The organism is Paenibacillus gorillae, assembly GCF_000513275.1.
Classification (GTDB): Bacteria; Bacillota; Bacilli; order Paenibacillales; family Paenibacillaceae; genus Pristimantibacillus; species Pristimantibacillus gorillae.
This window is the reverse complement of record NZ_CBVJ010000044.1, coordinates 45,826-67,432: the sequence shown is the minus strand read 5'-3', so window position 1 is coordinate 67,432 and position 21,607 is coordinate 45,826. Positions and strand designations below refer to the sequence as shown.

Here is a 21,607-nt window from a genome sequence, read left to right as displayed (position 1 = left end):
AGAGTCTTCTATGGGGGGATGTCCATGTTCATGAAGATACGTATCGTCATACCTATGCTGTTCTGTATCGCCATGACGATCGGTTCCGTAACGTCTGTTTTTGCTGCGCCCGCGTCCATTCGGGCAGTTGACTATACGACCGCTGTCAAGCAAGAGTTGTTGAAGCTGGACGAAACGGCCGATTATTTGTACGAAGCCGCTTATACGAACAACCGCCAGGCGGGATTTAAATATGCGCAGCAGCTTAAGAGACAGATGAAAAAGGACGAGCTGCACCGTTTCGGGCAAACGGCAGGCTGGCGTCTATTAGAGGAAAGTGTGCAGTCTGTTGAAACGACGCTGCGAAGCGGTAAACCGACAACGGATTGGCTCATTGCGTCGGCGCGTATCCATTTGACAACGGATGCTTTACTGCGCCCGCAGCATGCATTATGGCTTCAATACGAGAAAGTGATGCTGGAAGATTTGCGCAGAGTCAATCAGGCTTGGAACCGGCAGACCGGGGATGGAGCGGTAGCGGCAAGGGCGGCGATGCACAGTTTTACCGATCATTTGTCCAAAATTGAAGCGGCTGCAGCCATGCAGCGGCCAAACGAAAGAATTACGGAGCTTAAAGAGAGAATGAAATATACGAATGTGCTGCTGGAGGCGGGAATGAAAGGACAGACGAAGCAGGATTGGACAGGCGATTCGATCCTCGACTTGCAATCCGCATTGGCTAATTTATTTGCCGACCGGCTTGCAGCTAATGACGAGCCTGTATTCGCACCGCCTGCCGCCGCTAATCCGATTACCTGGAGCCTTCTGCTGGGAGCCATTATCACGGGGGCGCTTACCTATACAGCATGGAAGAAATACAGACATGTGCCTTATGGAGTGAAAAAGCTGTAGCGGATTTACTTAACGTATACGGGTATTGTTTAGTCTTCCTTAAAGCCTTCTCCTAGCACATCATGCACTTCACTGATGACGGTAAAGGACCGGGGGTCGATACTGCGGATGATCGATTTCAAACGGCGCATTTCCTGCCTTTGAACGACGCAGTATACGACCTCTTTTGCATGTCCGGAGAAAGCTCCCTTTGCAGGCATTAATGTAACGCCGCGTTCGAGCTCTTGCGCAATACGATCGGCCATGGCTGTGCCGTGATCGGTTATGATTGTGAACGCCTTGGCGGAATAGGCTCCGTCTTGTATGAAGTCGATCAACCTGGAGGCGACGAATACGGCAACGAGCGTGTACAGTACTTTTACAGTCGGAATGTACAGGAGCGCCGCGCCGATAATGATCGCGTCAAAGCCCAATATAACCTGCCCCATACTGAACGTTTTTTTACGTGTAGCCAACCGGGCGATAATATCGACACCGCCGGTCGTTCCGCCGAAGCGAAATACGATGCCGAGTCCGGTTCCCAAGGTCACACCAGCGTAGAGAGCCGCTAGTATATAGTCCTGAGAGGTATGAAACGGAACGAGCCATCCTTTATGAATCAATCGTTCAAGCAAAGCGAGAAAGAGCGATAACGAGCCGACGCCCACGACGGTGTAAGCCATTTCCTGACGGCTTAGCGTTCTCCAGCCAACGATAAACAAAGGGATGTTCAGAAGCAGTGTAGATAGTGACAGTGGCCAGCCGAGCGCATAGTTGAGCAGAACGGCGATGCCTGTCACGCCCCCTTCAGTCAACTGGTTGGGGATGACGAAATAATGCAGTCCAAACGCATAGATGGCGGTACCAATCATTATAGGGATAATAATTTGTAATTGGGCAGTCATTTTACGCAGCATAAATAGGCTCCTTTTCGCCGGTTATGACATATAATTGATAGTATGGCTCAAATCAAGCTATCTCAAAAAACATTGTTTTCATCGTCTCGATACGTTAACATATGAATTGTTATATGTTGTTGAGAATAGCGGAGAGGGATCGACGTGAATGACTGAAAAATCGTTAGCTGACATTCAGCGTGAAGTGGATGCATATATTTCCCAATTCAAAGAAGGCTATTTCAGCCCGCTTGCTTTAATGGCCAGAATGAGCGAAGAAGTTGGAGAACTCGCCCGCGAGGTCAACCATTTCTACGGGGAAAAGCCGAAGAAGGCCGATGAAGCCGATAATTCGGTGGAGATGGAGCTTGGCGACATTTTATTTATTTTATCTTGCTTCGCCAATTCGTTGGGCATTGACCTGACGGAAGCTCATAATAAAGTTATGGATAAATTCAATACGCGGGACGCGGACCGGTGGACGAGAAAAAACGCTGAACAGTAGACTGCCTCTATACATATGCTGTACCATCACCCTGTGTACAAGGAGGATGGGCAGATGGACGGCGAAAGCTGTGTGAAAAAGGCGTATGAGCATATTCTGAACAGTGATTTCGAGCAAGCGATCGAATGGTTCGAGCAGGCGATTGCGGCTGACCCCGGCAATGCCAGTTATCATTATAAGTGTGCGATTTCTTGTTCTCGAAGCGGAAAATGGAGCAAGGCGCATCGTTATGCGATGCTGGCCGTCGAGCTTGACGGTAGCCATCCGGAATACGAATTTTATTTGCAGACGATTGAAGCGAAGCTTGATGTTATTGCCGCCGAGCAGTTCATTAAAGCGATACCGCCGCTTCATGCAGAAGCTTTGACTTTGCTGCGGCAAGCGGCGGAGAAGGACCCGCTAAGCTTCGAAGCTTTTTTTCTTATGGCAATGCTCTATGCCGAAATCGGCGATCTGGATGCGGCAGCCATAAATGCCCGGGAAGCGATCCGGATCGATCCGGGCCACTCTGCAGCACGGCGTTTATTCGCAGATGTGAACCGGAAACGGCGTTCGCTTCGCGACCGGATTAAGGAAAGATATCGGAAAAGGAACAGGTGAATGCAATGGAAAAGATTAGAGTAGCGGTTGCAGGAGCAAATGGAAGAATGGGCCGCGAGGTTGTAAAAATGGTGCTGGAGGATGAGACGCTGGAGCTCGTCGCCGCTGTCGCTCCTTCAGCAGGCGCTGTCGACGCCGGTATATTTGCAGGCAAAGGCAATACCGGCGTCATCGCCAGCAAGACTTTGGAAGAAGCGTTAAGCAGCGCTAAAGCCGATGTGCTTGTCGATTTCACCGTGCCTCAAGTAGCCTACAGCAACACCAAGACAGCAATTGAGCATGGCGTTCGTCCAATTGCAGGCACGACTGGCTTTACTCCAGAACAAATCGAAGAGCTGGACAAGCTCAGCCAGGAGAAAGGGCTAGGCGCATTGATCGCTCCTAACTTCTCGATTGGCGCTATCTTGATGATGAAATTTGCGGCGGAAGCCTCCAAATATATGCCTCATGTCGAAATTATCGAATATCATGGCGACCAGAAGCTGGACGCCCCGTCTGGAACCTCGATCAAAACGGCGGAGTTAATCTCGCAAGCGCGCGGGGAGCTTCGTCAGGGCAATCCGAACGAGCATGAGATCATTGAAGGGGCCCGCGGCGGTTACTACAATGGCTTCCGTATACATAGCGTAAGATTGCCAGGCGTATTCGCCCAGCAGGAAGTCGTGTTCGGCGGTTACGGGCAAACGCTCAAAATTCGACATGATTCGTACGATCGCGCAGGCTATATGCCGGGCGTGAATGTTGCGATTAAAAAAATTATGAACTACAGCGGTTTAATTTATGGCTTTGAGCATTTAATGGATTAATAAAGCAGCAGTTAGAGAGGAGAACAGCATCGTGTTAAACATTGCATTTATCGCTCATGACCGTAAAAAAGAGGAAATGGTCAATTTCGTAATCGCATATGAGCATGTTTTCTCGCCTCATCGTCTTTATTCGACCGGTACGACCGGTACGCGCATTATGGAGCAGACGAAGCTAAGCATTCACCGTTTCATGTCAGGACCTCTGGGAGGCGACCAGCAGATTGGCGCTTTGGTGGCACAAAATGAAATGGACTTCATCATCTTCCTGCGCGATCCGTTGATGGCACAGCCGCACGAGCCGGATATTATCGCTTTATTGCGTCTGTGTGACGTTCAGGGCATTCCTGTAGCCACAAACGTTGCAACAGCTGAGCTGCTTGTTAAAGCACTGGAGCGGGGCGATTTCGGCTGGCGTGAACTGGTACATAAATATAAGCCGGGAGAGCCGGTCTAATGACACAGCTTGATATTCTTATCTTTGGAGCGCATGCCGACGATGCGGAGATTGGAATGGGCGGTACGATCGCTAAACATACGGCAGCCGGTCTGCGCGTTGGCATATGTGATCTCACGAAGGCTGAAATGTCATCCAACGGTACAGTTGAGCTAAGGCTGCAGGAAGCGGAAGAAGCTTCCTCGGTGCTTGGCTTAGCTTCGCGTACCAATTTAGGGCTGCCTGATCGTGGTTTAACTTTGTCTCGCGATCATATTGACGCGGTAGTGGCTGAAATTCGGCGCGCGAGGCCGCGTATCGTATTTGCCCCATACGGTGTAGACCGTCATCCCGATCATATTGCTTGCAGTAAAATCGTCGAAGAAGCAGTATTCAATGCCAAGCTTCGCCGCTATATGCCGGAGCTTCCTGCCGTACAGGTGCAGCAATTGATTTATTACTACATAAATGATGTGGATGAAGTATCGCTAGCCATAGATGTGTCCGATTACTATGATGCGAAGCTGGCTTCTCTCAGCGCCTATCGTTCGCAATTTCAATCTGCCGCTGAAGGCGACCGGGTGGCAACTCCTCTTACCGACCGCTATATTGAGCGGGTGGCGGCGCGAGATTTGCTTCTCGGGCAAACAAAGGGCTGGAAATATGGGGAAGGCTTCGCAATTAAACAACCATTCGCCGTCGATTTGTTCTAGCTTCCAAGCCTTGGGGGCTTGATAACGCGGCATATTATAACGAATAATAAAATATACAATGTAAGGCAACATGTGAAAACGGAGGTGCGACAAAGTGGCGCGAAAGTTGAAAATTGGAATAACCTGTTATCCGACCCTGGGAGGCTCGGGCGTCGTCGCCACCGAACTGGGCAAATTGATGGCCGAACGCGGCCATGAAATTCATTTTATTACGCATAGCATTCCGTTCCGGCTCGGTAAATTTCATAAAAATATTTTTTATCATGAAGTTGAAGTCAATGATTACTACGTGTTCAGATATCCGCCTTACGACTTGGCATTAGCAAGCAAGATGGCTCAAATCGCCAAAAGGGAAAAGCTGGATCTTCTTCACGTTCATTATGCCGTTCCCCATGCTGTCTGCGCTCATTTGGCTAAGCAAATGGTAGGAGATGACTTGAAAACTGTTACAACGCTGCATGGCACCATATTACGGTACTTGCGCAAGATGAGTCGCTGAAGGATCTCATTCGTCTTGCCATTAACCAAAGCGATGCCGTTACGGCAGTGTCCCAAGATTTGATTAATGAGACGAGATCGCTGCTCGATATTACTAAAGCGATTGATCTTACGTATAATTTCGTCGACAAGCGTATCTATTATCCGCGCGAAGCGGCATCGCTCCGGGCGGATTACGCAGCGCCGCACGAGAAAGTGCTTATGCATATTTCCAACTTCCGTCCGGTGAAGCGGGTTGGAGATGTGGTTGAAATATTCGAAAAGGTTGCAGCACGTATGCCTGCGAAGCTGCTTCTTGTCGGTGAAGGACCGGAGCTGTCCAAGATCCAATGCCGGATTACGCAAATGGGGCTGGAGGACCGTGTGCACTTTCTTGGGAAACAGGAAGATGTCGCTCAGGTCATTTCCATTGCCGATTTGCTGCTGCTTCCTTCGGAGAAGGAAAGCTTCGGACTGGTCGCTCTGGAAGCGATGGCCTGCGGCGTTCCGACAATCGGCTCGACAGCGGGAGGTATCCCAGAGCTCGTTACGCACGGTGAGACCGGCTACTTATGTCCGATCGGAGACGTAGAAGGAATGGCTGGTTATGCCGTTCGTCTGCTTTCTGACGAGCAGTTGCACGCGAGTTTCAAGGAAGCGTGTATTCAGCGCGCCAGATATGAATTTTGCAATGATAAAATTACGACAGAATATGAAGAAATCTATTACCGCGTCTTGGGCATCGAAGCTCAGCTTCCTGTACCGGTATGCGATTAACAACAGAAAGCGAAGAGAGAACAGGCAGCCAAGCATAGCTGCCTGTTTTGTTGCCTGTCGCCGGACGGAGCGAAGGAGGCGGTAAACATGATGGAAGGCAAATGGCGCGTATTGCCTGAGATGATGGAGGATGCGCTGCCTGTATTGAAGCAGTTAAATTCTTATGGTTTTGAGGCTGTGTTCGTAGGGGGCTGTGTCCGCGATACGATTATGGGGCTGGCTATTCATGATGTCGATATGGCTACTGCTGCGCTGCCGGAGCAAGTGATGGAGATTTTCCCTGGCAGCATCCCTACCGGTCTGCAACATGGTACAGTGACGGTCCGTTTTCAGGATGAGCTGTATGAGGTGACGACGTTCCGTACCGAATCGGAATACGAGCAGCATCGCAGGCCAGCCGGTGTTCGGTTCATCGCAAGCTTGGAAGGCGATCTGCTGCGCAGGGATTTAACGATTAATGCAATGGCACTGATGGCGGACGGCAAGCTGTATGACCCGTTCGGAGGCCAGCAGGACATTCAAGGACGTTGGATCCGATGTGTCGGGGATGCTGATGCCAGATTCCAGGAGGATGCCCTCCGTATGCTACGGGCCGTTCGATTTGCCGCTAAATTTGACTATTCCTTCTCCTATCGCACATGGAAGGCATTGCGCAGCCATCATCATTTACTTCGTCATATTGCGATGGAGCGAGTGATGGCTGAGCTGAACCAAATGATCGAAGGTCCTCGACCAGCGGCTGCCATGAAGCTGCTTAGCGCAAGCTGCTTATTGCAGCACGCGGCTAAACCTCTTCCGGCGTTGATGGCTATTCAGACGAATCCGCGATGGGACAGGCTGGCAGAGCTGAGGCATGGACTCCGTTGGGCTGCGCTGTTCGTATATTGCGGAGCAACTACGGACCAGATAGAGACGACGATGGACTCGCTGCGTTTTCCAGGCAGACTTAATACTTCTGTTATGGCCGTTATCAGTATGCACTTGCGGATGAAAGCTGCGCTGGATGTCGCTCCTAATGATAAAGAACAACAGCAGCCAATCAGAAAAGAATGGACCAGCTGCGTGCTGGAGCATGGAGCAGGAGCTGCTGCAGACTGGCTCGAGATTCTGGTTATGGAGGCGTCTTATCCAGCTATTGCCATGACGTTCAGGCAATGGCTGGAGGAAATGCCGGCAACCACATTGAAACAATTAAAGCTGGATGGACATGCTTTGGCTCAAGGCGTCAACCGGCAGCCCGGCAGTTGGATGGGAATCATGATGAAGCGGCTGCTGTTCGCAGTGGGGATGAAGGAATTGCCGAACGAGCCGGAACAATTACTGGAACAAGCTAAACTATGGATAACAGAGGATAGGATAAATGACAATGAGTAAATTGCTGGAGCTGTTAGTCGCCCATTCCGGACAGTATGTCTCCGGAGAGATGATAAGCCGTGAACTTAACGTAAGCCGGACTGCGATATGGAAGCAAATTCACAAGCTGGAGGATCAGGGCTATGAGATCGAAGCTTCAAGACGGCTTGGCTATAAACTGATCTCTGTGCCGGATACGTACTCCCTTGAGGATCTGAAAGAACAATTGCAGACCGCAGCATTCGGCCGCAGCATCCATCTGTTCGAGCAAGTGGATTCGACGCAAAATGTCGCTCAAAAGCTTGCGGAAGAAGGAGCGCCGGAAGGTACGCTCGTCATCGCGGAGCAGCAGCTAAGCGGACGAGGCAGAATGGGGCGCGCTTGGACATCGCCCAAGGGCAAGGGCGTATGGATGAGTCTGATTATGCGGCCTACAATTCCTGTTCATTTCGCTCCCCAATTGACTTTGTTGACTGCAGTGGCGCTTTGCCGCAGCCTGACCCGGCTGACTTCACTGCCAATCGGCATCAAGTGGCCGAATGATCTCTTAATCGACGGCAAAAAAATAAGCGGTATCCTGCTGGAATCGACTGCCGAAGACGCTCGTCTGCGCTATGTCATTGCAGGTGTCGGTGTTAGCGTTAATCTTGCGGCTTCCGATTATCCTGAAGAGATGCAGGACCGTGTCACCTCCTTGCGCATCGCTTCGGGAGCGAGGCTTAGCCGGGAAGCGGTCATTGCCGCCTTCATGCTGGAGTGGGAGCAGTTGTATACGTTGTACCAGGAAGAAGGCTTTGCCCCTATCGTAACGCTATGGGAAGCACTGTCCGTCTCGCTGAACAAACCAGCCCGGTTAACTACGCCTCAAGGCATCATAGACGGTACACCGGTTGCGCTTGATGAGAGCGGAGCGATTGCAGTCCGATTGGAGGACGGCAAAGTCGTTCTTGTCTTTTCAGCAGAAATGGGTGAGCCTGTAACGTAATCGACACATTTACGAATGCTGGTTTTTTTGATACTATGAATGTAGCAGACGGCATTCTCATGGAGGAGCTGTACTCGCTGCATTCATACAAGCAAGTTTTGACAAGCAAGGCATGCAACAACACTCTGCTCTGAGCCGTAGGGACCGAGACAGAAGGAAGCCAATAACAAGCTATCGTTTCCTTTTTCGTTCGAGGACCTTTTTAGCAGCGGCTAAAAGGTTTTTTTGTGTTTATCCTAAGCACTGAAGGGAATGAAGCGTAATGAGGAAACGGTTAACAATAACCGCATTAAAGACCATGAAGCAAAAAGGTGATCCGATTTCCATGCTGACTGCATACGACTATCCGTCGGCCATTTTGTCAGAGGAAGCGGGAATTGATGTGATTCTTGTCGGCGACTCGCTGGGCAATGTCGTTCTGGGCTATGACACGACGATTCCTGTCACGCTGGAAGATATGATTTATCATACGAAGGCGGTCATGAGAGGAGCCAAGCAGACATTTGTCGTGACTGACATGCCCTTCATGACTTATGGAATCGGACGGGAAGCGACGATGCGCAACGCAGCCAGACTGATGCAGGAAGGCGGAGCGCAGGCGCTTAAGCTGGAAGGCGGAAGTGAAATCACTGAGGATGTGACAGCGTTAGTTCAGGCGGGCATTCCGGTAATGGGACACATCGGCCTGACGCCTCAGTCCGTTCACCAGTTAGGCGGGTTCCGGGTACAGGGTAAGCTGGACCGCGAAGCGGCTAAGCTGATGGAAGATGCCAAAGCGCTTGAAAAGGCTGGCGCATTCGCAATTGTGCTGGAACTGGTTACAGAACCGCTGGCGGAAGCAATCAGCAAAGAGCTTTCTATACCGACAATTGGTATCGGGGCAGGCCGGGGCTGCGACGGACAAGTGCTGGTCTACCATGATCTCATTCAATATTCCTCGCCGTACTACGAGAAAAAAATGGTTAAAACCTATACAAACGCAGGGGAATCGATTCGCAATGCGATAAAATCCTATGTGGATGAAGTGAAAACAAAAGCTTTTCCGGCTGAGGAGCATTCATTTGGTGTTCTAAACGCGGACAAACAGGAGCAGGTAACGCAACTTTACGGTTCCGCAGCCGCAATCAAGAATTCCGGAGACGATATCAAGGGAGAGGGGCAAGACAAGCGTGATCGTGTGTCGAACCATAGCTGAGCTGCGTGCCGCTCTTATTGAGGGGAAATCGCAGTTGTCCGGAAGCAAAGCATCTGTAGGGCTTGTGCCAACGATGGGGTATTTGCATGAAGGGCATGCCAGTCTAATGAGAAAAAGCGCGGAAGAGAACGGTTTAACCATTTTATCGATTTTTGTCAATCCGCTGCAATTTGGTCCCAATGAAGACTTTGAACGTTATCCGCGCAACGAGGAACGGGACCTGGCTCTGGCGGAGCAGAACGGAATCGATATTGCCTTTCTGCCGACGGTCGATGTGATGTATCCGACGAAGCCTCTGACAACTGTCCTTGTGAACCAGCTAACGGACCGGCTCTGTGGTGCTTCCAGACCAGGACATTTCGACGGAGTAGGCACCGTTGTCAGCAAGCTGTTCCATCTGGCACAGCCGAATCGCGCTTATTTCGGAATGAAGGATGCACAGCAGGTTGCTGTCATTCAGCAAATGACCGATGATTTGAATTTTCCAGTTACTATCGTTCCTTGTCCAACGCTTCGCGAACCGGACGGGCTTGCGCTTAGCTCGCGCAATGTCTATTTGACGGCCGAGCAGCGTCAGCAAGCGATCGTATTGTCGCAATCGCTTGATCAGGCCGCGGAATGGGTTAGCAAGCCGGATATGAACGCTGAGGAGCTCGTAAAGCGCGTTACAGACCGGATTCAACAAGCACCGCTAGCCGATATCGATTATGTCGAGTGGCTGCGGTATCCAAGTCTTCAGCCAATGGACTCATCTGAGCCGATCCGCTTGGAATCGGAACGTTATATTTTGGCGTTAGCCGTAAAGTTTGGATCTACCCGATTAATTGACAATCATTTGTTTGGTTCCTCCGGAGGTGACTACCATGTATAGAACAATGATGAAATCTAAGCTTCACCGCGCCACGGTAACCGAGGCGAATTTGAATTACGTGGGAAGCATTACGATCGATGAGAATTTGATGGATGCGGCCGATATATGGGAAAATGAAAAGGTGCAAATCGTTAACAACAATAATGGCGCCCGGTTTGAGACGTACGTCATTACCGGCAAGCGCGGCTCCGGCGTTATTTGCCTGAACGGCGCAGCAGCCCGTCAAGTGCAGCCTGGGGATCAGGTGATCATTATTTCGTACGCTTCCATGAGCAACGAGGAAGCCCGCAGTCATAAGCCGATTGTTACGATTCTGGACAGCGACAACCGTCCGCTCAAAAGCTTGACTGAGGAAATTCATGCGACCATCATTTAATACCTTGAGGCTGGCAAATCTGCTTAGTTCCAGCGCTATGTAACGGCTGGCACCGGGTATGAAAAGCACCCCCGAAACAAAGAATGAGCATATCACTCCTCAATTCTTTGGTGAAGGCGGGATGCGACCATGTTTCAACATCTATTCGATTCGATGAATGAAATGCTGGATCAGCTCATTTGTAATTATCCGAATGCCGTAGGTGCGCAAAAGCTTCAGTATGATGAACAAATTCAGATGCTGAAGCAAATGAGTGATTCGCTCGTGGAGCAATGGATTGATTTCGAGGAGAAGCTATCCGGTTTGCTGGAATGGGATCAGAATTTGACAGAAGCAGTTATGAAGGCTGCTGCTTCTGTAGTAACCCCGGCGATGGCGGTGTATGCACAGCCGCTTGCCGTTGCCACTGTTGAAGAAGCTGGCGTCATTCCCGAAGCCGGGACTATGAATGACCAGCAGCTGTATGATGCGGAGTTGAATATGGAGGTTCCGTACGAAACGGCGGAGCTGCTATCCAAAGGACAAGGCTATTATAAACTTTTTTCATGTTCACCAACGCGGCATCGCAATTTCAAAAAGTGGTCAGTCAAATTCCGGAATGCAATTTGGCACGCTTGTTTCTTGCGATGACTTATATGCATCTTCAAGAATGGAGCGAAGCGCAGCGGCATTTTCAGCTGTTAGTTGCGTTAACGGACTATCCCAAATGGCGTGCTTTAGGCTATAATGCCCTTGGGTGCATTCAAGCGGTTCACATGAACATGGAGCATGCGGAGCAGTTTTTTCTGAAGGCTCACGAGACATGCCCAAGCTTTAAGGATTCGCTCACCAACTTGAAATGTTGTAAAGAAACGCCGCAGCAATTGTCTTTGTTTTTTGGAAGCACCGAGCTTTGCTGCTTGTGAGGAGATCGGTCATTACAATGAAATATGCAGTATTGGACTTGGAAACGACAGGGCATAGCATTAGCGATGAGATTCTGCAGGTCGGTCTCGTCATTGTCAATGACGAGCTCGACATTGTAGACAGCTTTAATTCATTCGTGCGCCCGACCATCGAAATTCCTGCTTTTATAACACAGCTTACCGGCATTGATGCCGGTCTTGTAGCGGATGCGCCAGAACTGGATGAGGTTCTGATGCAGATGATTCCTTATTTGGATGATGCAGTGTTGGTCGCCCATAACGTTAATTTTGACGCAGGTTTTCTTAATCAGGCATTAGACCGTTGCGGTTATCATACGTTTGCTGGCCGCAGACTGGACACCATAGAGCTGCTTCGTATTTTATATCCTTCCATTACGACGTACCAGCTAGGTGCGGTTTCCGAACTGTTTGGCATCACACATGACCAGCATCATCGTGCTGACAGCGATGCGATGGCCACGGCGAAGCTATTCGCTGAATCGGTCCGGAAGCTGCGCCAATTGCCGCTGCTTACTTTGCAGCGGCTATCTTTTCTTGTGGATAACGGCTCTGATTTGAGCTGGTTTCTCGCCTTGACGCTTCAGCAAGCTGAGCAGCAGTCCGCTATCGATTTGAATGCGTATCAATATTTCAACCAGTTCGCCATGAAAGCAGGGGAGTGGACGGAGGAGCAGCCTGCTCGTACCGATTCGATTGAAGATGCGCTCAGCGATATGTCATTCGAGCAATATTTGGACAGCATCAAGCAGCGCTTTATCGAAAAATTTCCGAATTACGAAGAGCGTGAAGCGCAAACAACGATGTTCCGCGAAGTATTCGAATCATTGCAAAGCGACCGTCATCTGCTGATTGAAGCAGGGACAGGAACAGGCAAGTCATTAGGCTACTTAATTCCTTCTCTCTATTATGGCGTGAAGGAAGAGAAGAAAATCGTCATTAGTACGCATACGATCAATTTGCAGGAACAATTGCGTCATCGCGACGTTCCTTTGCTGAAAGATGTGCTGCCGTTCGAATTTCGGGCTTCCATCTTCAAGGGGCGGGGCAATTATTTGTGTCTGCGCAAATTTGAAAGTAAAATTAATACAAAGGATATGGCGGCTCCGGTGGATGACGCCATTACCGCATCGCAAATGGTTGTGTGGCTCGGCGAGACGGAAACGGGTGATCAGGAAGAGCTTAATTTCGGCGGCAAAGGCGCCGATTTCTGGTCCACTGTTGCAAGCGATGCAGATTCCTGTCTAAATCGGGCTTGTCCGTGGTTCAAACGATGCTATTATCATCGCGCCAAGCATGAGGCTAACATTGCCGACGTATGCATCACGAACCACTCCATGCTGTTTACAGACGTGCAAGCCGATCACCGTTTGCTGCCGACTTATAATCATCTGATCATTGATGAAGCCCATCATGTCGAAGAAGTGGCAAGCAAGCATTTGGGCATGCAGATCAATTATTTTTCGTTATCACATACGACAACACGTTTGTTCAAAGACGCCCGGACAGGGCTGCTGCCTACCTTGCGCCATCGTCTGCAGCAGGAAGGACATGAGTATTCGGAGTCTTGGGTGGAGACAATTGATACGATTATTCCGGTGTTTAGTGAAATTAAAGAGCATTGGGAGAAGATGTTTGAACTGATGTATAGCTTTGTTGGCACGTCCGTCGAGGGTAATACGGAGAACGGGCAATCCTCTGTCTGCCGTCTGCGCAGCGAAAACATGCCCTCAGGCTGGGAAGATGCGGTTACTGTTGAGGGCAACGTATCTTCAGAGATCAGCCGTGTCATTCGCTTGGGAGAGAAAATGAGCGCCAGCATCAAAGACAAAGTGGATGATACTGGCATACAGGGTCTTGTAACCGATTTGAACGGCGCTTTGCGTGATTTGACGCGGATTAAAGATGATTTGAAGCAATTTATGAAGATCGATCAGTCGACCGATGTCTTCTGGATTGAAGCAAGTGCTCAATACCGCTACAGGTCGGTTCAATTGTATGCAGTACCAATCGATGTGAGTCGTCAGCTTCAGCAATATTTCTTCAACGTTAAAGATAGCATTGTCATGACCTCGGCGACTTTATCCGTGCAAAAATCATTCCAGTATGCAGAAGAGCAGCTGGGGCTGGAAGGCTTTGAAGCGAGCAACCGTCTAAAAACCGTTCAGCTGCCATCACCATTCAATTATCGGCAACAGGCGCTGGTCATGATTCCGCGTAATTTCCCTACGATGAAAGGCGCCTCCGGCGATCCTCAATTTGTATCTATGCTGGTGCAGTCGCTTGCGGAGACGGCGATCGAGACGAAAGGCAGAATGTTAGTCTTGTTCACCTCTTACCGGATGCTTAAGCAAACGTATGAGCCATTGAAGGAAGCATTAGCCGGGAAAGGCATTCAAGTCATTGGACAGGGAATTGACAGCGGCAACCGGACCAAGCTGACACGCAGATTCACGCAGCAGCCGGAGTCGGTACTGCTCGGCACGAGCAGCTTCTGGGAAGGCGTAGACATTCCAGGGGATGCGCTTACTTGTCTGGCGATCGTCAGACTTCCGTTCCAGCCGCCGAATCATCCGCTAGTGGAGGCGAAATCGGAGCTGCTGCAAAAGCAAAAGCAGAATCCGTTCATGAAGCTGTCTATTCCACAGGCGGTCATCCGTTTCAAACAAGGCTTTGGCCGTCTTGTGCGTACGGCGAATGACAAAGGCATCGTCATTTTATATGATACGAGGGTCATCGACACGTACTACGGAAAGCATTTTCTATATTCGCTTCCCGGACCGAAAATCGAAACGATGCATACCGATTTGATGGTGCCAAGAATTCGGGAATGGCTGGCTGAATCCCCAGCTGAGATGGAAGGAGCAAGCAAATGAAGCACACGAAAATATCGGAAGCGGTCGTTCGAAGGCTGCCGATCTATTTGCAGGTGCTCAAAGAGCTTCAGCACCGGGAAATCCAAACGATTTCCTCGCAGGATCTTGGTCTGAAGCTCGATTTGAATCCCGCACAAATCCGGAAGGATTTAGCTTACTTCGGCGATTTCGGGCGCAAGGGTATCGGTTATGACGTTTCCTATCTGATGGACAAAATCAATCAAATCTTAAAGCTGGATCAAGTGATTAATGTCGCGCTCGTTGGAGCGGGAAATTTGGGCCATGCCCTGTGCAATTATAATAAATATTCGAAAGACAACATGAAGATCGTCGCCGTCTTTGATGCCCATCCGAGTAAAATCGGAAGCCAAATCAACAATTTATCGGTGCTCCCGATGGATGCGCTCAAAGCGACGGTCAAGCAGCTCGGCATCCGGATCGGCATCATTACCGTACCGGCATTCGAAGCGCAAAACGTCGCTAACCTGTTTGTGGAAGCGGGCGTCGAAGGCATCTTGAACTTCGCGCCCGCTATTCTGAGGGTGCCGGATGAGGTACGTATTCATCATGCCGATTTCACGCAAGAGCTGTTAAGCCTTGCTTATTATTTGGAACGAGAGAGGAACGGGATCGATGAGTCAAATTTGGATTGATAACGGATTGTTTATTCCGATGAACGATAGCGCTTTGCAATTTCGCGGTCATATGGTAGTGACGGATGACCGGATTACCTATATCGGTACAGATGCTCCTAACCCGGCGGAGCTGTCCCCGGACGCTGAGCGAATCGACGGCAGCAAGCTTGCCTTTATGCCAGGCCTTATTAATACGCACGGTCATGCAGCGATGACGCTGCTTCGCGGCTACTCCGACGACCAGAACCTGCAGGTATGGCTGGAGCAAAAGATGTGGCCGATGGAAGCTAAATATGTCGATAAAGATACTCGTGCGGGAAGCGCGCTTGCCATCGTCGAGATGCTGAAAAGCGGAACGACTGCTTTCGTCGACATGTACGACCGGATGGATCAAGTTGCACAAATGGTAGAGCAGTCGGGTATTCGCGGCGTCTTGACGCGAGGCGTTATCGGTCTGTGTCCAGAAGACGTGCAGCAGGCGAAGCTGGCAGAAGCAATCGCGTTCGCACGTGACTGGAACGGCAAAGCGGACGGCCGTATTACGACGATGATCTCGCCGCATGCTCCTTACACTTGCCCTCCGGAATATATCGAGAAATTTGTCCAAGCCGCGCATGACTATGATCTTCCGCTGCATACGCATATGTCGGAGACGATTGCGGAAGTGGAGCAAAATGTTCGTGATTACGGCTTGCGTCCGGTTGAGCACTTGGACAAGCTCGGCTTCTTCTCCCGTCCATCGCTTGTCGCGCATGCCGTCCATTTGACGGATGATGAGATCGCTTTGCTTGCAGAACGCAACGTTGCTGTATCCCATAATCCTGTAAGCAACTTAAAGCTTGCAAGCGGCGTGGCACGCGTTCCTGAGCTTCTGCGCGCAGGCGTAACGGTGTCGCTTGGTACGGACAGTGTGGCGAGTAACAACAACTTGGATTTGTTTAAAGAAATTAAATTCGCAGCCTTGCTGCACAAAGGCGTAAGCGGAGATCCGACGGTCATTCCGGCCATTGAGGCTCTGCGCATGGGTACGGTATACGGCGCGAAATCGATCTGGCAGGAAGGCCAGCTTGGCACCCTGTCAGAAGGGATGAAGGCAGATTTCATTGCGATCGATTTGGAGCAGCCGCATTTCTACCCGCAGACTGATATCGTATCTCACCTCGTATACAGCGGCTCTGGCCGCGATGTGAAGCATGTCTGGGTGGATGGACGCCAAGTTGTTAAAAATGGCCAATGTACTCAGCTGGATGAGGAAAAAATCCGCTACGAGGCAGCAGCCAGCTTTGATCGGCTGCTGAACGGATAGATGAGAGCCGTAACGAAAAAACGTAAGCCGTTCATGTCGGCCAAGCGGTGGCTGACTCTCTCCAGTCTGCTCATACTTGCACTGCTTGTTGCGATATTTATTTATTATCGTTCGGTCCAGCTTCCTTACTGGTCGCAAGAAGCTTCGATTCGCAAAGAGGTAGTCGAAGCTGCCCAGTTGAAGAGTGTGACGAAAGCAACGAAGCATGTCTGGGATCAAGCATATTGGGTCGTTGAAGGGACAGACGAAACGGATACTGATGTGTACGTATGGATGGCTGTTCCAGAAAAATCAGAGGCTGGGGCCGGCAATGGTGCAGCGGAGGGCTCGGTTAAAACGGATGCAGTACCGCCGTTAATCATTAAAGCCTCGGAAGCGGCAAGTAAAGATGCGATTAGAGAAAGCTTTCTGCAGGCCAAGCCAGATGCCGAAATCAAGCGAATGCAGCCGGGTATGCTAAATGGCGAGCCTGTCTGGGAGATTTACTTTTCCCGCGAGGAGCATACAACGAAATATTACTATGAATTTTACCGTTTTCGTGACGGATCATTCCTAACGGAGTACCGATTGCCAGCGCGGATTTCCGCCTAGCAGGGTCTGTTTCCTGTTTTTACACCCCCTAATCAACGTCAAACCATGATATACTTTCGTATAGCAGAAATGATATACGCGTCGTATAACATATTGCGTTGGAAGGGGGATTTTTCATTGTTGCATAAAATTAAAATCATTCCCGTATTGCTTACTGCTGCGGCTACCGCACTCGTCTTGTTCGGGGGCTGGCTGCTCTATAATAAAGTTGCATTGGAAGCGCCACTGGATAAAGCGGTTCAAGGTGTAGCGGGCATTGAATCGGCGCAAGCGCCAGTTATCGACCGGGATCGCGTATCGATCTCGTTGACGCTCAAACCGGATGCCAGCTTGAAGCAGGTATATGATGCCATACAGCAGAATGGAAAAGACGTAATCGGCAGCAAGGAGCTAAAGCTGAATATAGATAATGCGAAATCGAATGACAAGCTGGACAAATTGTGGTCGACCGTTCTGTTTGACGTCGCGCAGGCGATGGAGACGAAGGCATACTCGGATATTCCGAAAGCGATGAACCGGATTTCAGAGGAGCACGCAGGTATAACTACGAATACGGAGATGGATGAAAATAACGTCTATATTACGATTATGGACGGCGCCAACCGTAAGTATGTCGTATTGCCTCGTACGCCAGTGATGCTGGAGGTGTCCGCTCATGCGTAAATATTGGATGGAGCTGCTAATAGGTTTTGTGCCTGTGCTGCTGGTGTTCTTGATTGTAGCAGGTGTTAATGTGATGCCTTTCTTGCTGCTCGCTGCTTTGGCAGCGGGCGTTGCGTTTGCTTATCGGGGACGAGGCCGTATGGCTGCCGCACAGGGCGGTAAGCAAAGAATGGAACTTTCCAAGTCTACGATGAGCTTTGAACAGATCGGCGGACAGGAACGCGCCAAATCGGAGCTGATCGAGGCGCTTGACTTCCTGGTTAAGCATGAGGAAATTAAGAAGCTGGGCATTCGTCCAATGAAGGGCATATTGCTGACGGGTCCTCCCGGAACAGGCAAGACGCTGATGGCGAAAGCGGCGGCTACGTATACGGATTCTATCTATCTGGCTGCTTCCGGCAGTGAATTTGTTGAAATGTATGTTGGTGTCGGTGCTGGGCGTATCCGCGACATGTTCAAAGAAGCGCGTCAGAAGGCGAAAAAATGCAGGCAAAAGCAATGCCGTAATCTTTATCGATGAGATCGACGTTATCGGCGGTAAACGGGATGGCGGGCAGCATCGTGAGTATGATCAGACGCTGAATCAGCTGCTAACAGAAATGGACGGTATTCGTTCGGATGAAGCGCCGCGCATTTTAATTATCGCTGCAACGAACCGCAAGGAAATGCTTGACAGCGCTTTGCTTCGCCCGGGCCGGTTCGACCGCCATATCGGCGTAGAGCTGCCAGATAAGAAAGGCCGGCTTCATATTCTGAAGCTGCACGCAGCGAACAAGCCGCTTGATTCGGCTATTGATCTGGAGCGCATAGCTTCCGAATCCTTCGGATTTTCTGGCGCGCAGCTGGAGAGCGTCATGAATGAAGGCGCGATCTATGCGATGCGCGAAGACAGCGCGCTTATTGGCGAGCAGCACTTGGCGATGGCGATCGATAAGGTGATGATGGGCGAGAAGACCGACCGCGAAGCGACAAAAGAAGAGCGTGAGCGCGTCGCCCTGCATGAGCTTGGACATGCCATTGCAGCGGAGCTTGTACGCCCGGGCAGCGTATCGCAGGTGGCATTGTCGCCGCGCGGACAGGCGCTTGGCTATGTAAGGCATAATCCGCAGCAGGATAAATATTTGTATACGCGAGATTTTTTGGACAGTCAAATTATGATCGCCCTAGGCGGGGCTGCCGCGGAAGAGATTTTTTACGGCGGACGAAGCACGGGTTCTCGTAACGATTTCGAACAGGCCATGAGCATTGTGCGGACGCTTGTGGAATCGGGCTTGACGGAGCTTGGCATTATCGATGCACAGATGATGACGCCGGAAAGCTGGGCGAAAGTTAACCGCTCGATTCTGGACGAGTTGATGGCCCGTACGAAGGAAATGCTAACAGCTAAACGGCAGGTTTTTGTTGATGCGTTAGATGTGGTTATACGTGAAGAAACGATAAGCGGTGACGATTTCCGGAGCTTGCTCACCAAACTGTCGCAAAGCGCGTAACTATTTTCAACAATTTGAAGGCAGACGCCCCGTCTGCCTTCTTTTTTTACTAAAATTCGTTATAATGAAAGGTGGCATATATATGCCGGGAAAGAAGATGAAGATAAAGGCTACCCCACAGCTGCGGACGAAAGCAGCTGCGAGAGGATAAAGCCAAACAAGGAGAGAACTATGTCAATTAAAAAAGTTGGAGTAATCGGTGCCGGCACAATGGGCCAAGGCATTGCCGAGATGCTCGCATCAAACGGGTTGGATGTTTACCTGATCGAAATATCATCCGAACGATTAATATACGGCAAGGAAATGATCGAACTAAGCTTGGACAAGCAGATCGAGAAATGGGCCCTCACACAAGCGGAGAAAAAGTCCATCTTCAATCGTATCCAGTTTGGCGAGAGCTACGACGGCTTAACGGATTGCGAGCTGGTCATCGAGACCATTACAGAAGACTTGGATAGCAAAAAAGCGGTGTTTGAACAGCTTGACCGCATTTGCGGTCCTGATGTCATTCTGGCCAGCAACACATCAACGCTCAGTTTGACGGAGCTCGCAAGCGTAGCCAGCCGCCCGGAACGGGTCATTGGCTTGCATTTCATATATCCGGTATTCAAGATCAATATGGTTGAGATTGTACGTGGATTGAAAACTTCTGAGGATACGTTTGCCCGTACAAAGTTTTTTCGTGGAGAACGTTATTAACAAAAAATGGCGTTATGGTATTTGAGTCACCAGGTTTCGTCACCTCCAGACTGATCTGCCTCTTCATCAATGAAGCGCTTCACGTTCTGGAAGAAGGGGTCGCCTCAGCAGAGGATATCGACAGCGCGATGCGCATCGGTTATTCCTTCCAGCACGGACCGTTCGAAATGGCTGACCGTTTCGGTCTCGATTCGGTGCTGGCAGCGCTTGAGCGCATGTTCCGCGAATACGGCGAGCTGAAATACCGTCCGTCCATCGTGCTGAAGAAAATGGTCCGCGCAGGACATCTGGGCGCTAAATCAGGCGTAGGCTTTTTCAAATACGATAAGGATGGAGACCGACTGCTATGATGAAAGTACTCGTAATTAATGCCGGGAGCTCCTCGTTGAAATATCAGCTGTACAATATGGAAGATGAATCGGTACTGGCAAGCGGCCGTGTCGAGCGAATCGGAATGGACTCCTCCATTGTGACGCATGAGCCGGCTGACAAGCCGGAGGTACGCACTGTTGATGAAATTCTGGACCATGTCTCCGCGGTTAAAAAAGTGCTGGCGGCTCTTATGCATCCGGAATACGGCGCACTCAAATCGATGAGCGAGATTCAGGCTGTAGGCCATCGCGTTGTACACGGAGGCGAAGTGTTCAAATCTTCCGTACTCGTTACAAATGAAGTGAAGCTGGAGATCCGCAAGCTGTTCGATCTGGCGCCGCTTCACAATCCGGCTCATATGATGGGGATTTTGGCAGTGGAGACGAATATGCCGAATATCCCGCAGGTCGTTGTCTTCGATACGGCCTTCCATCAGACGATGCCGGAAACATCGTATCTGTACCCGATTCCGAAGGTGCTGTATCGCCGCCATAAAGTGCGCCGTTACGGCTTCCACGGCACATCGCATCAGTATGTAAGCGAGCAGGCTGCCGAGTTTCTTGGTGCACCGCTTGAATCGCTTAAGATCGTATCCTGTCATATCGGCAACGGCGCAAGCTGTACGGCTATTAAAGACGGCAAATCATTCGATACAAGCATGGGGATGACACCGCTTGAAGGTCTGATGATGGGCACACGAAGCGGCGACCTTGATCCGGCTATCGTTCCTTATGTTATGAATAAGGAAGAGCTGACGCTGAACGAAGTGAATTCCATGTTGAACAAGCATAGCGGCATGCTGGCGATTTCGGGCGTCAGCAGCGACATGCGCGAGGTGCAGGAGGCTATAGCAGACGGCGATCGTAACGCCCAGCTTGCTTTTGACATGTACACATATCGCATGCGCAAATATATCGGAGCTTACGCTGCGGCTATGAATGGCTTGGATACGCTGATTTTCACTGCAGGTGTAGGCGAGAATTCCGCTGTATTGCGGAAGGCGGTTTGTGAAGGTCTAACGTTCCTTGGCGTAGAGTTGGATGAAAACCGCAATGCAGAACGGAGCAAGCATCCCCGTTACATCTCGACAGATAGCTCGCGCATCAAGGTTCTGGTCGTTCCGACGAATGAAGAGCTGATCATTGCGCGTGACACGTACCGGATCGTGCAAGCAACAGTATAGGAATAGAGAGGA

At 50.3% G+C, this 21,607-nt stretch carries 19 protein-coding genes and 3 pseudogenes; 21 read left to right on the top strand and 1 reads right to left on the bottom strand.

The genetic code is table 11. The features are described from left to right. Positions 1 to 24: 24 nt before the first annotated feature. Positions 25 to 891: a sporulation protein YpjB gene (locus tag TY10_RS08050; RefSeq protein WP_042162375.1), complete on the top strand. Its 867-nt coding sequence runs from the start codon at positions 25 to 27 to the stop codon at positions 889 to 891. 29 nt (positions 892 to 920) lie between these two features. Here the strand turns inward: TY10_RS08050 and TY10_RS08045 are convergent, their stop codons facing one another. After that, complete coding sequence (locus TY10_RS08045) at positions 921 to 1,787, bottom strand: YitT family protein (protein WP_042162373.1); 867 nt, start codon at positions 1,785 to 1,787, stop codon at positions 921 to 923. A 148-nt stretch (positions 1,788 to 1,935) separates the two neighbouring features. On the opposite strand from TY10_RS08045, the gene TY10_RS08040 reads away from it, so the two are divergent. The 20 genes and pseudogenes from TY10_RS08040 to TY10_RS07940 all read left to right on the top strand — a co-directional run bounded on the left by TY10_RS08040 (position 1,936) and on the right by TY10_RS07940 (position 21,595). Further along, complete coding sequence (locus TY10_RS08040) at positions 1,936 to 2,271, top strand: nucleotide pyrophosphohydrolase (RefSeq protein WP_042162371.1); 336 nt, start codon at positions 1,936 to 1,938, stop codon at positions 2,269 to 2,271. Positions 2,272 to 2,325: 54 nt separating this feature from the next. Beyond that, complete coding sequence (locus TY10_RS08035; RefSeq protein ID WP_042162369.1) at positions 2,326 to 2,871, top strand: tetratricopeptide repeat protein; 546 nt, start codon at positions 2,326 to 2,328, stop codon at positions 2,869 to 2,871. Positions 2,872 to 2,876: 5 nt separating this feature from the next. Beyond that, positions 2,877 to 3,677, top strand: coding sequence for a 4-hydroxy-tetrahydrodipicolinate reductase (gene dapB / locus TY10_RS08030; RefSeq protein ID WP_042162367.1), 801 nt, complete (start codon positions 2,877 to 2,879; stop codon positions 3,675 to 3,677). A 31-nt stretch (positions 3,678 to 3,708) separates the two neighbouring features. Further along, positions 3,709 to 4,131, top strand: coding sequence for a methylglyoxal synthase (locus tag TY10_RS08025; RefSeq protein ID WP_042162366.1), 423 nt, complete (start codon positions 3,709 to 3,711; stop codon positions 4,129 to 4,131). Further along, positions 4,131 to 4,823, top strand: coding sequence for a bacillithiol biosynthesis deacetylase BshB1 (gene bshB1 / locus TY10_RS08020; RefSeq protein WP_042162365.1), 693 nt, complete (start codon positions 4,131 to 4,133; stop codon positions 4,821 to 4,823). The genes TY10_RS08025 and bshB1 overlap by 1 nt, the downstream gene beginning before the upstream one ends. Positions 4,824 to 4,917: 94 nt before the next feature. Next, positions 4,918 to 6,077: pseudogene (bshA, locus tag TY10_RS08015) on the top strand (N-acetyl-alpha-D-glucosaminyl L-malate synthase BshA). An 87-nt stretch (positions 6,078 to 6,164) separates the two neighbouring features. Next, positions 6,165 to 7,451, top strand: a complete 1,287-nt coding sequence (locus tag TY10_RS08010; protein WP_042162364.1) for a CCA tRNA nucleotidyltransferase — start codon at positions 6,165 to 6,167, stop codon at positions 7,449 to 7,451. Then, positions 7,438 to 8,415 carry a biotin--[acetyl-CoA-carboxylase] ligase gene (locus TY10_RS08005; protein WP_042162363.1) on the top strand — a complete coding sequence of 326 codons (978 nt, stop codon included), beginning with the start codon at positions 7,438 to 7,440 and terminating at the stop codon, positions 8,413 to 8,415. Before TY10_RS08010 ends, TY10_RS08005 begins: the two co-directional genes overlap by 14 nt. Positions 8,416 to 8,677: 262 nt before the next feature. Continuing rightward, positions 8,678 to 9,610: a 3-methyl-2-oxobutanoate hydroxymethyltransferase gene (gene panB / locus TY10_RS08000; protein WP_042162361.1), complete on the top strand. Its 933-nt coding sequence runs from the start codon at positions 8,678 to 8,680 to the stop codon at positions 9,608 to 9,610. Next, on the top strand, positions 9,585 to 10,481 hold the full coding sequence (panC, locus tag TY10_RS07995; RefSeq protein WP_042162359.1) for a pantoate--beta-alanine ligase: 897 nt from the start codon (positions 9,585 to 9,587) through the stop codon (positions 10,479 to 10,481). The genes panB and panC overlap by 26 nt, the downstream gene beginning before the upstream one ends. Continuing rightward, a complete protein-coding gene (panD, locus tag TY10_RS07990; RefSeq protein ID WP_042162357.1) occupies positions 10,474 to 10,857 on the top strand; it encodes an aspartate 1-decarboxylase in 384 nt (127 codons plus the stop codon). The genes panC and panD overlap by 8 nt, the downstream gene beginning before the upstream one ends. A gap of 129 nt (positions 10,858 to 10,986) precedes the next feature. Continuing rightward, the gene (locus TY10_RS07985; RefSeq protein WP_042162355.1) at positions 10,987 to 11,487 is read left to right on the top strand and encodes a hypothetical protein; all 501 of its coding nucleotides are present in this window, start codon (positions 10,987 to 10,989) and stop codon (positions 11,485 to 11,487) included. 292 nt (positions 11,488 to 11,779) lie between these two features. Further along, on the top strand, positions 11,780 to 14,656 hold the full coding sequence (gene dinG / locus TY10_RS07975) for an ATP-dependent DNA helicase DinG (protein ID WP_042162351.1): 2,877 nt from the start codon (positions 11,780 to 11,782) through the stop codon (positions 14,654 to 14,656). Further along, positions 14,653 to 15,309: a redox-sensing transcriptional repressor Rex gene (locus tag TY10_RS07970; protein ID WP_042162349.1), complete on the top strand. Its 657-nt coding sequence runs from the start codon at positions 14,653 to 14,655 to the stop codon at positions 15,307 to 15,309. The genes dinG and TY10_RS07970 overlap by 4 nt, the downstream gene beginning before the upstream one ends. Next, positions 15,290 to 16,597 carry an amidohydrolase gene (locus tag TY10_RS07965; RefSeq protein ID WP_081735159.1) on the top strand — a complete coding sequence of 436 codons (1,308 nt, stop codon included), beginning with the start codon at positions 15,290 to 15,292 and terminating at the stop codon, positions 16,595 to 16,597. Before TY10_RS07970 ends, TY10_RS07965 begins: the two co-directional genes overlap by 20 nt. Continuing rightward, complete coding sequence (locus TY10_RS07960) at positions 16,598 to 17,188, top strand: cell wall elongation regulator TseB-like domain-containing protein (protein WP_042162348.1); 591 nt, start codon at positions 16,598 to 16,600, stop codon at positions 17,186 to 17,188. It abuts the gene before it with no gap. A 117-nt stretch (positions 17,189 to 17,305) separates the two neighbouring features. Then, positions 17,306 to 17,851 carry a hypothetical protein gene (locus TY10_RS07955; protein WP_052350433.1) on the top strand — a complete coding sequence of 182 codons (546 nt, stop codon included), beginning with the start codon at positions 17,306 to 17,308 and terminating at the stop codon, positions 17,849 to 17,851. Next, a pseudogene (locus tag TY10_RS07950) lies at positions 17,844 to 19,341 on the top strand (AAA family ATPase). The gene TY10_RS07955 and the pseudogene TY10_RS07950 overlap by 8 nt, the downstream one beginning before the upstream one ends. A gap of 171 nt (positions 19,342 to 19,512) precedes the next feature. Next, positions 19,513 to 20,390 (top strand): annotated as a pseudogene (locus TY10_RS07945) (3-hydroxyacyl-CoA dehydrogenase family protein). After that, a complete protein-coding gene (locus TY10_RS07940) occupies positions 20,390 to 21,595 on the top strand; it encodes an acetate/propionate family kinase (protein ID WP_042162425.1) in 1,206 nt (401 codons plus the stop codon). The pseudogene TY10_RS07945 and the gene TY10_RS07940 overlap by 1 nt, the downstream one beginning before the upstream one ends. The last annotated feature ends 12 nt before the right edge of the window (positions 21,596 to 21,607 follow it).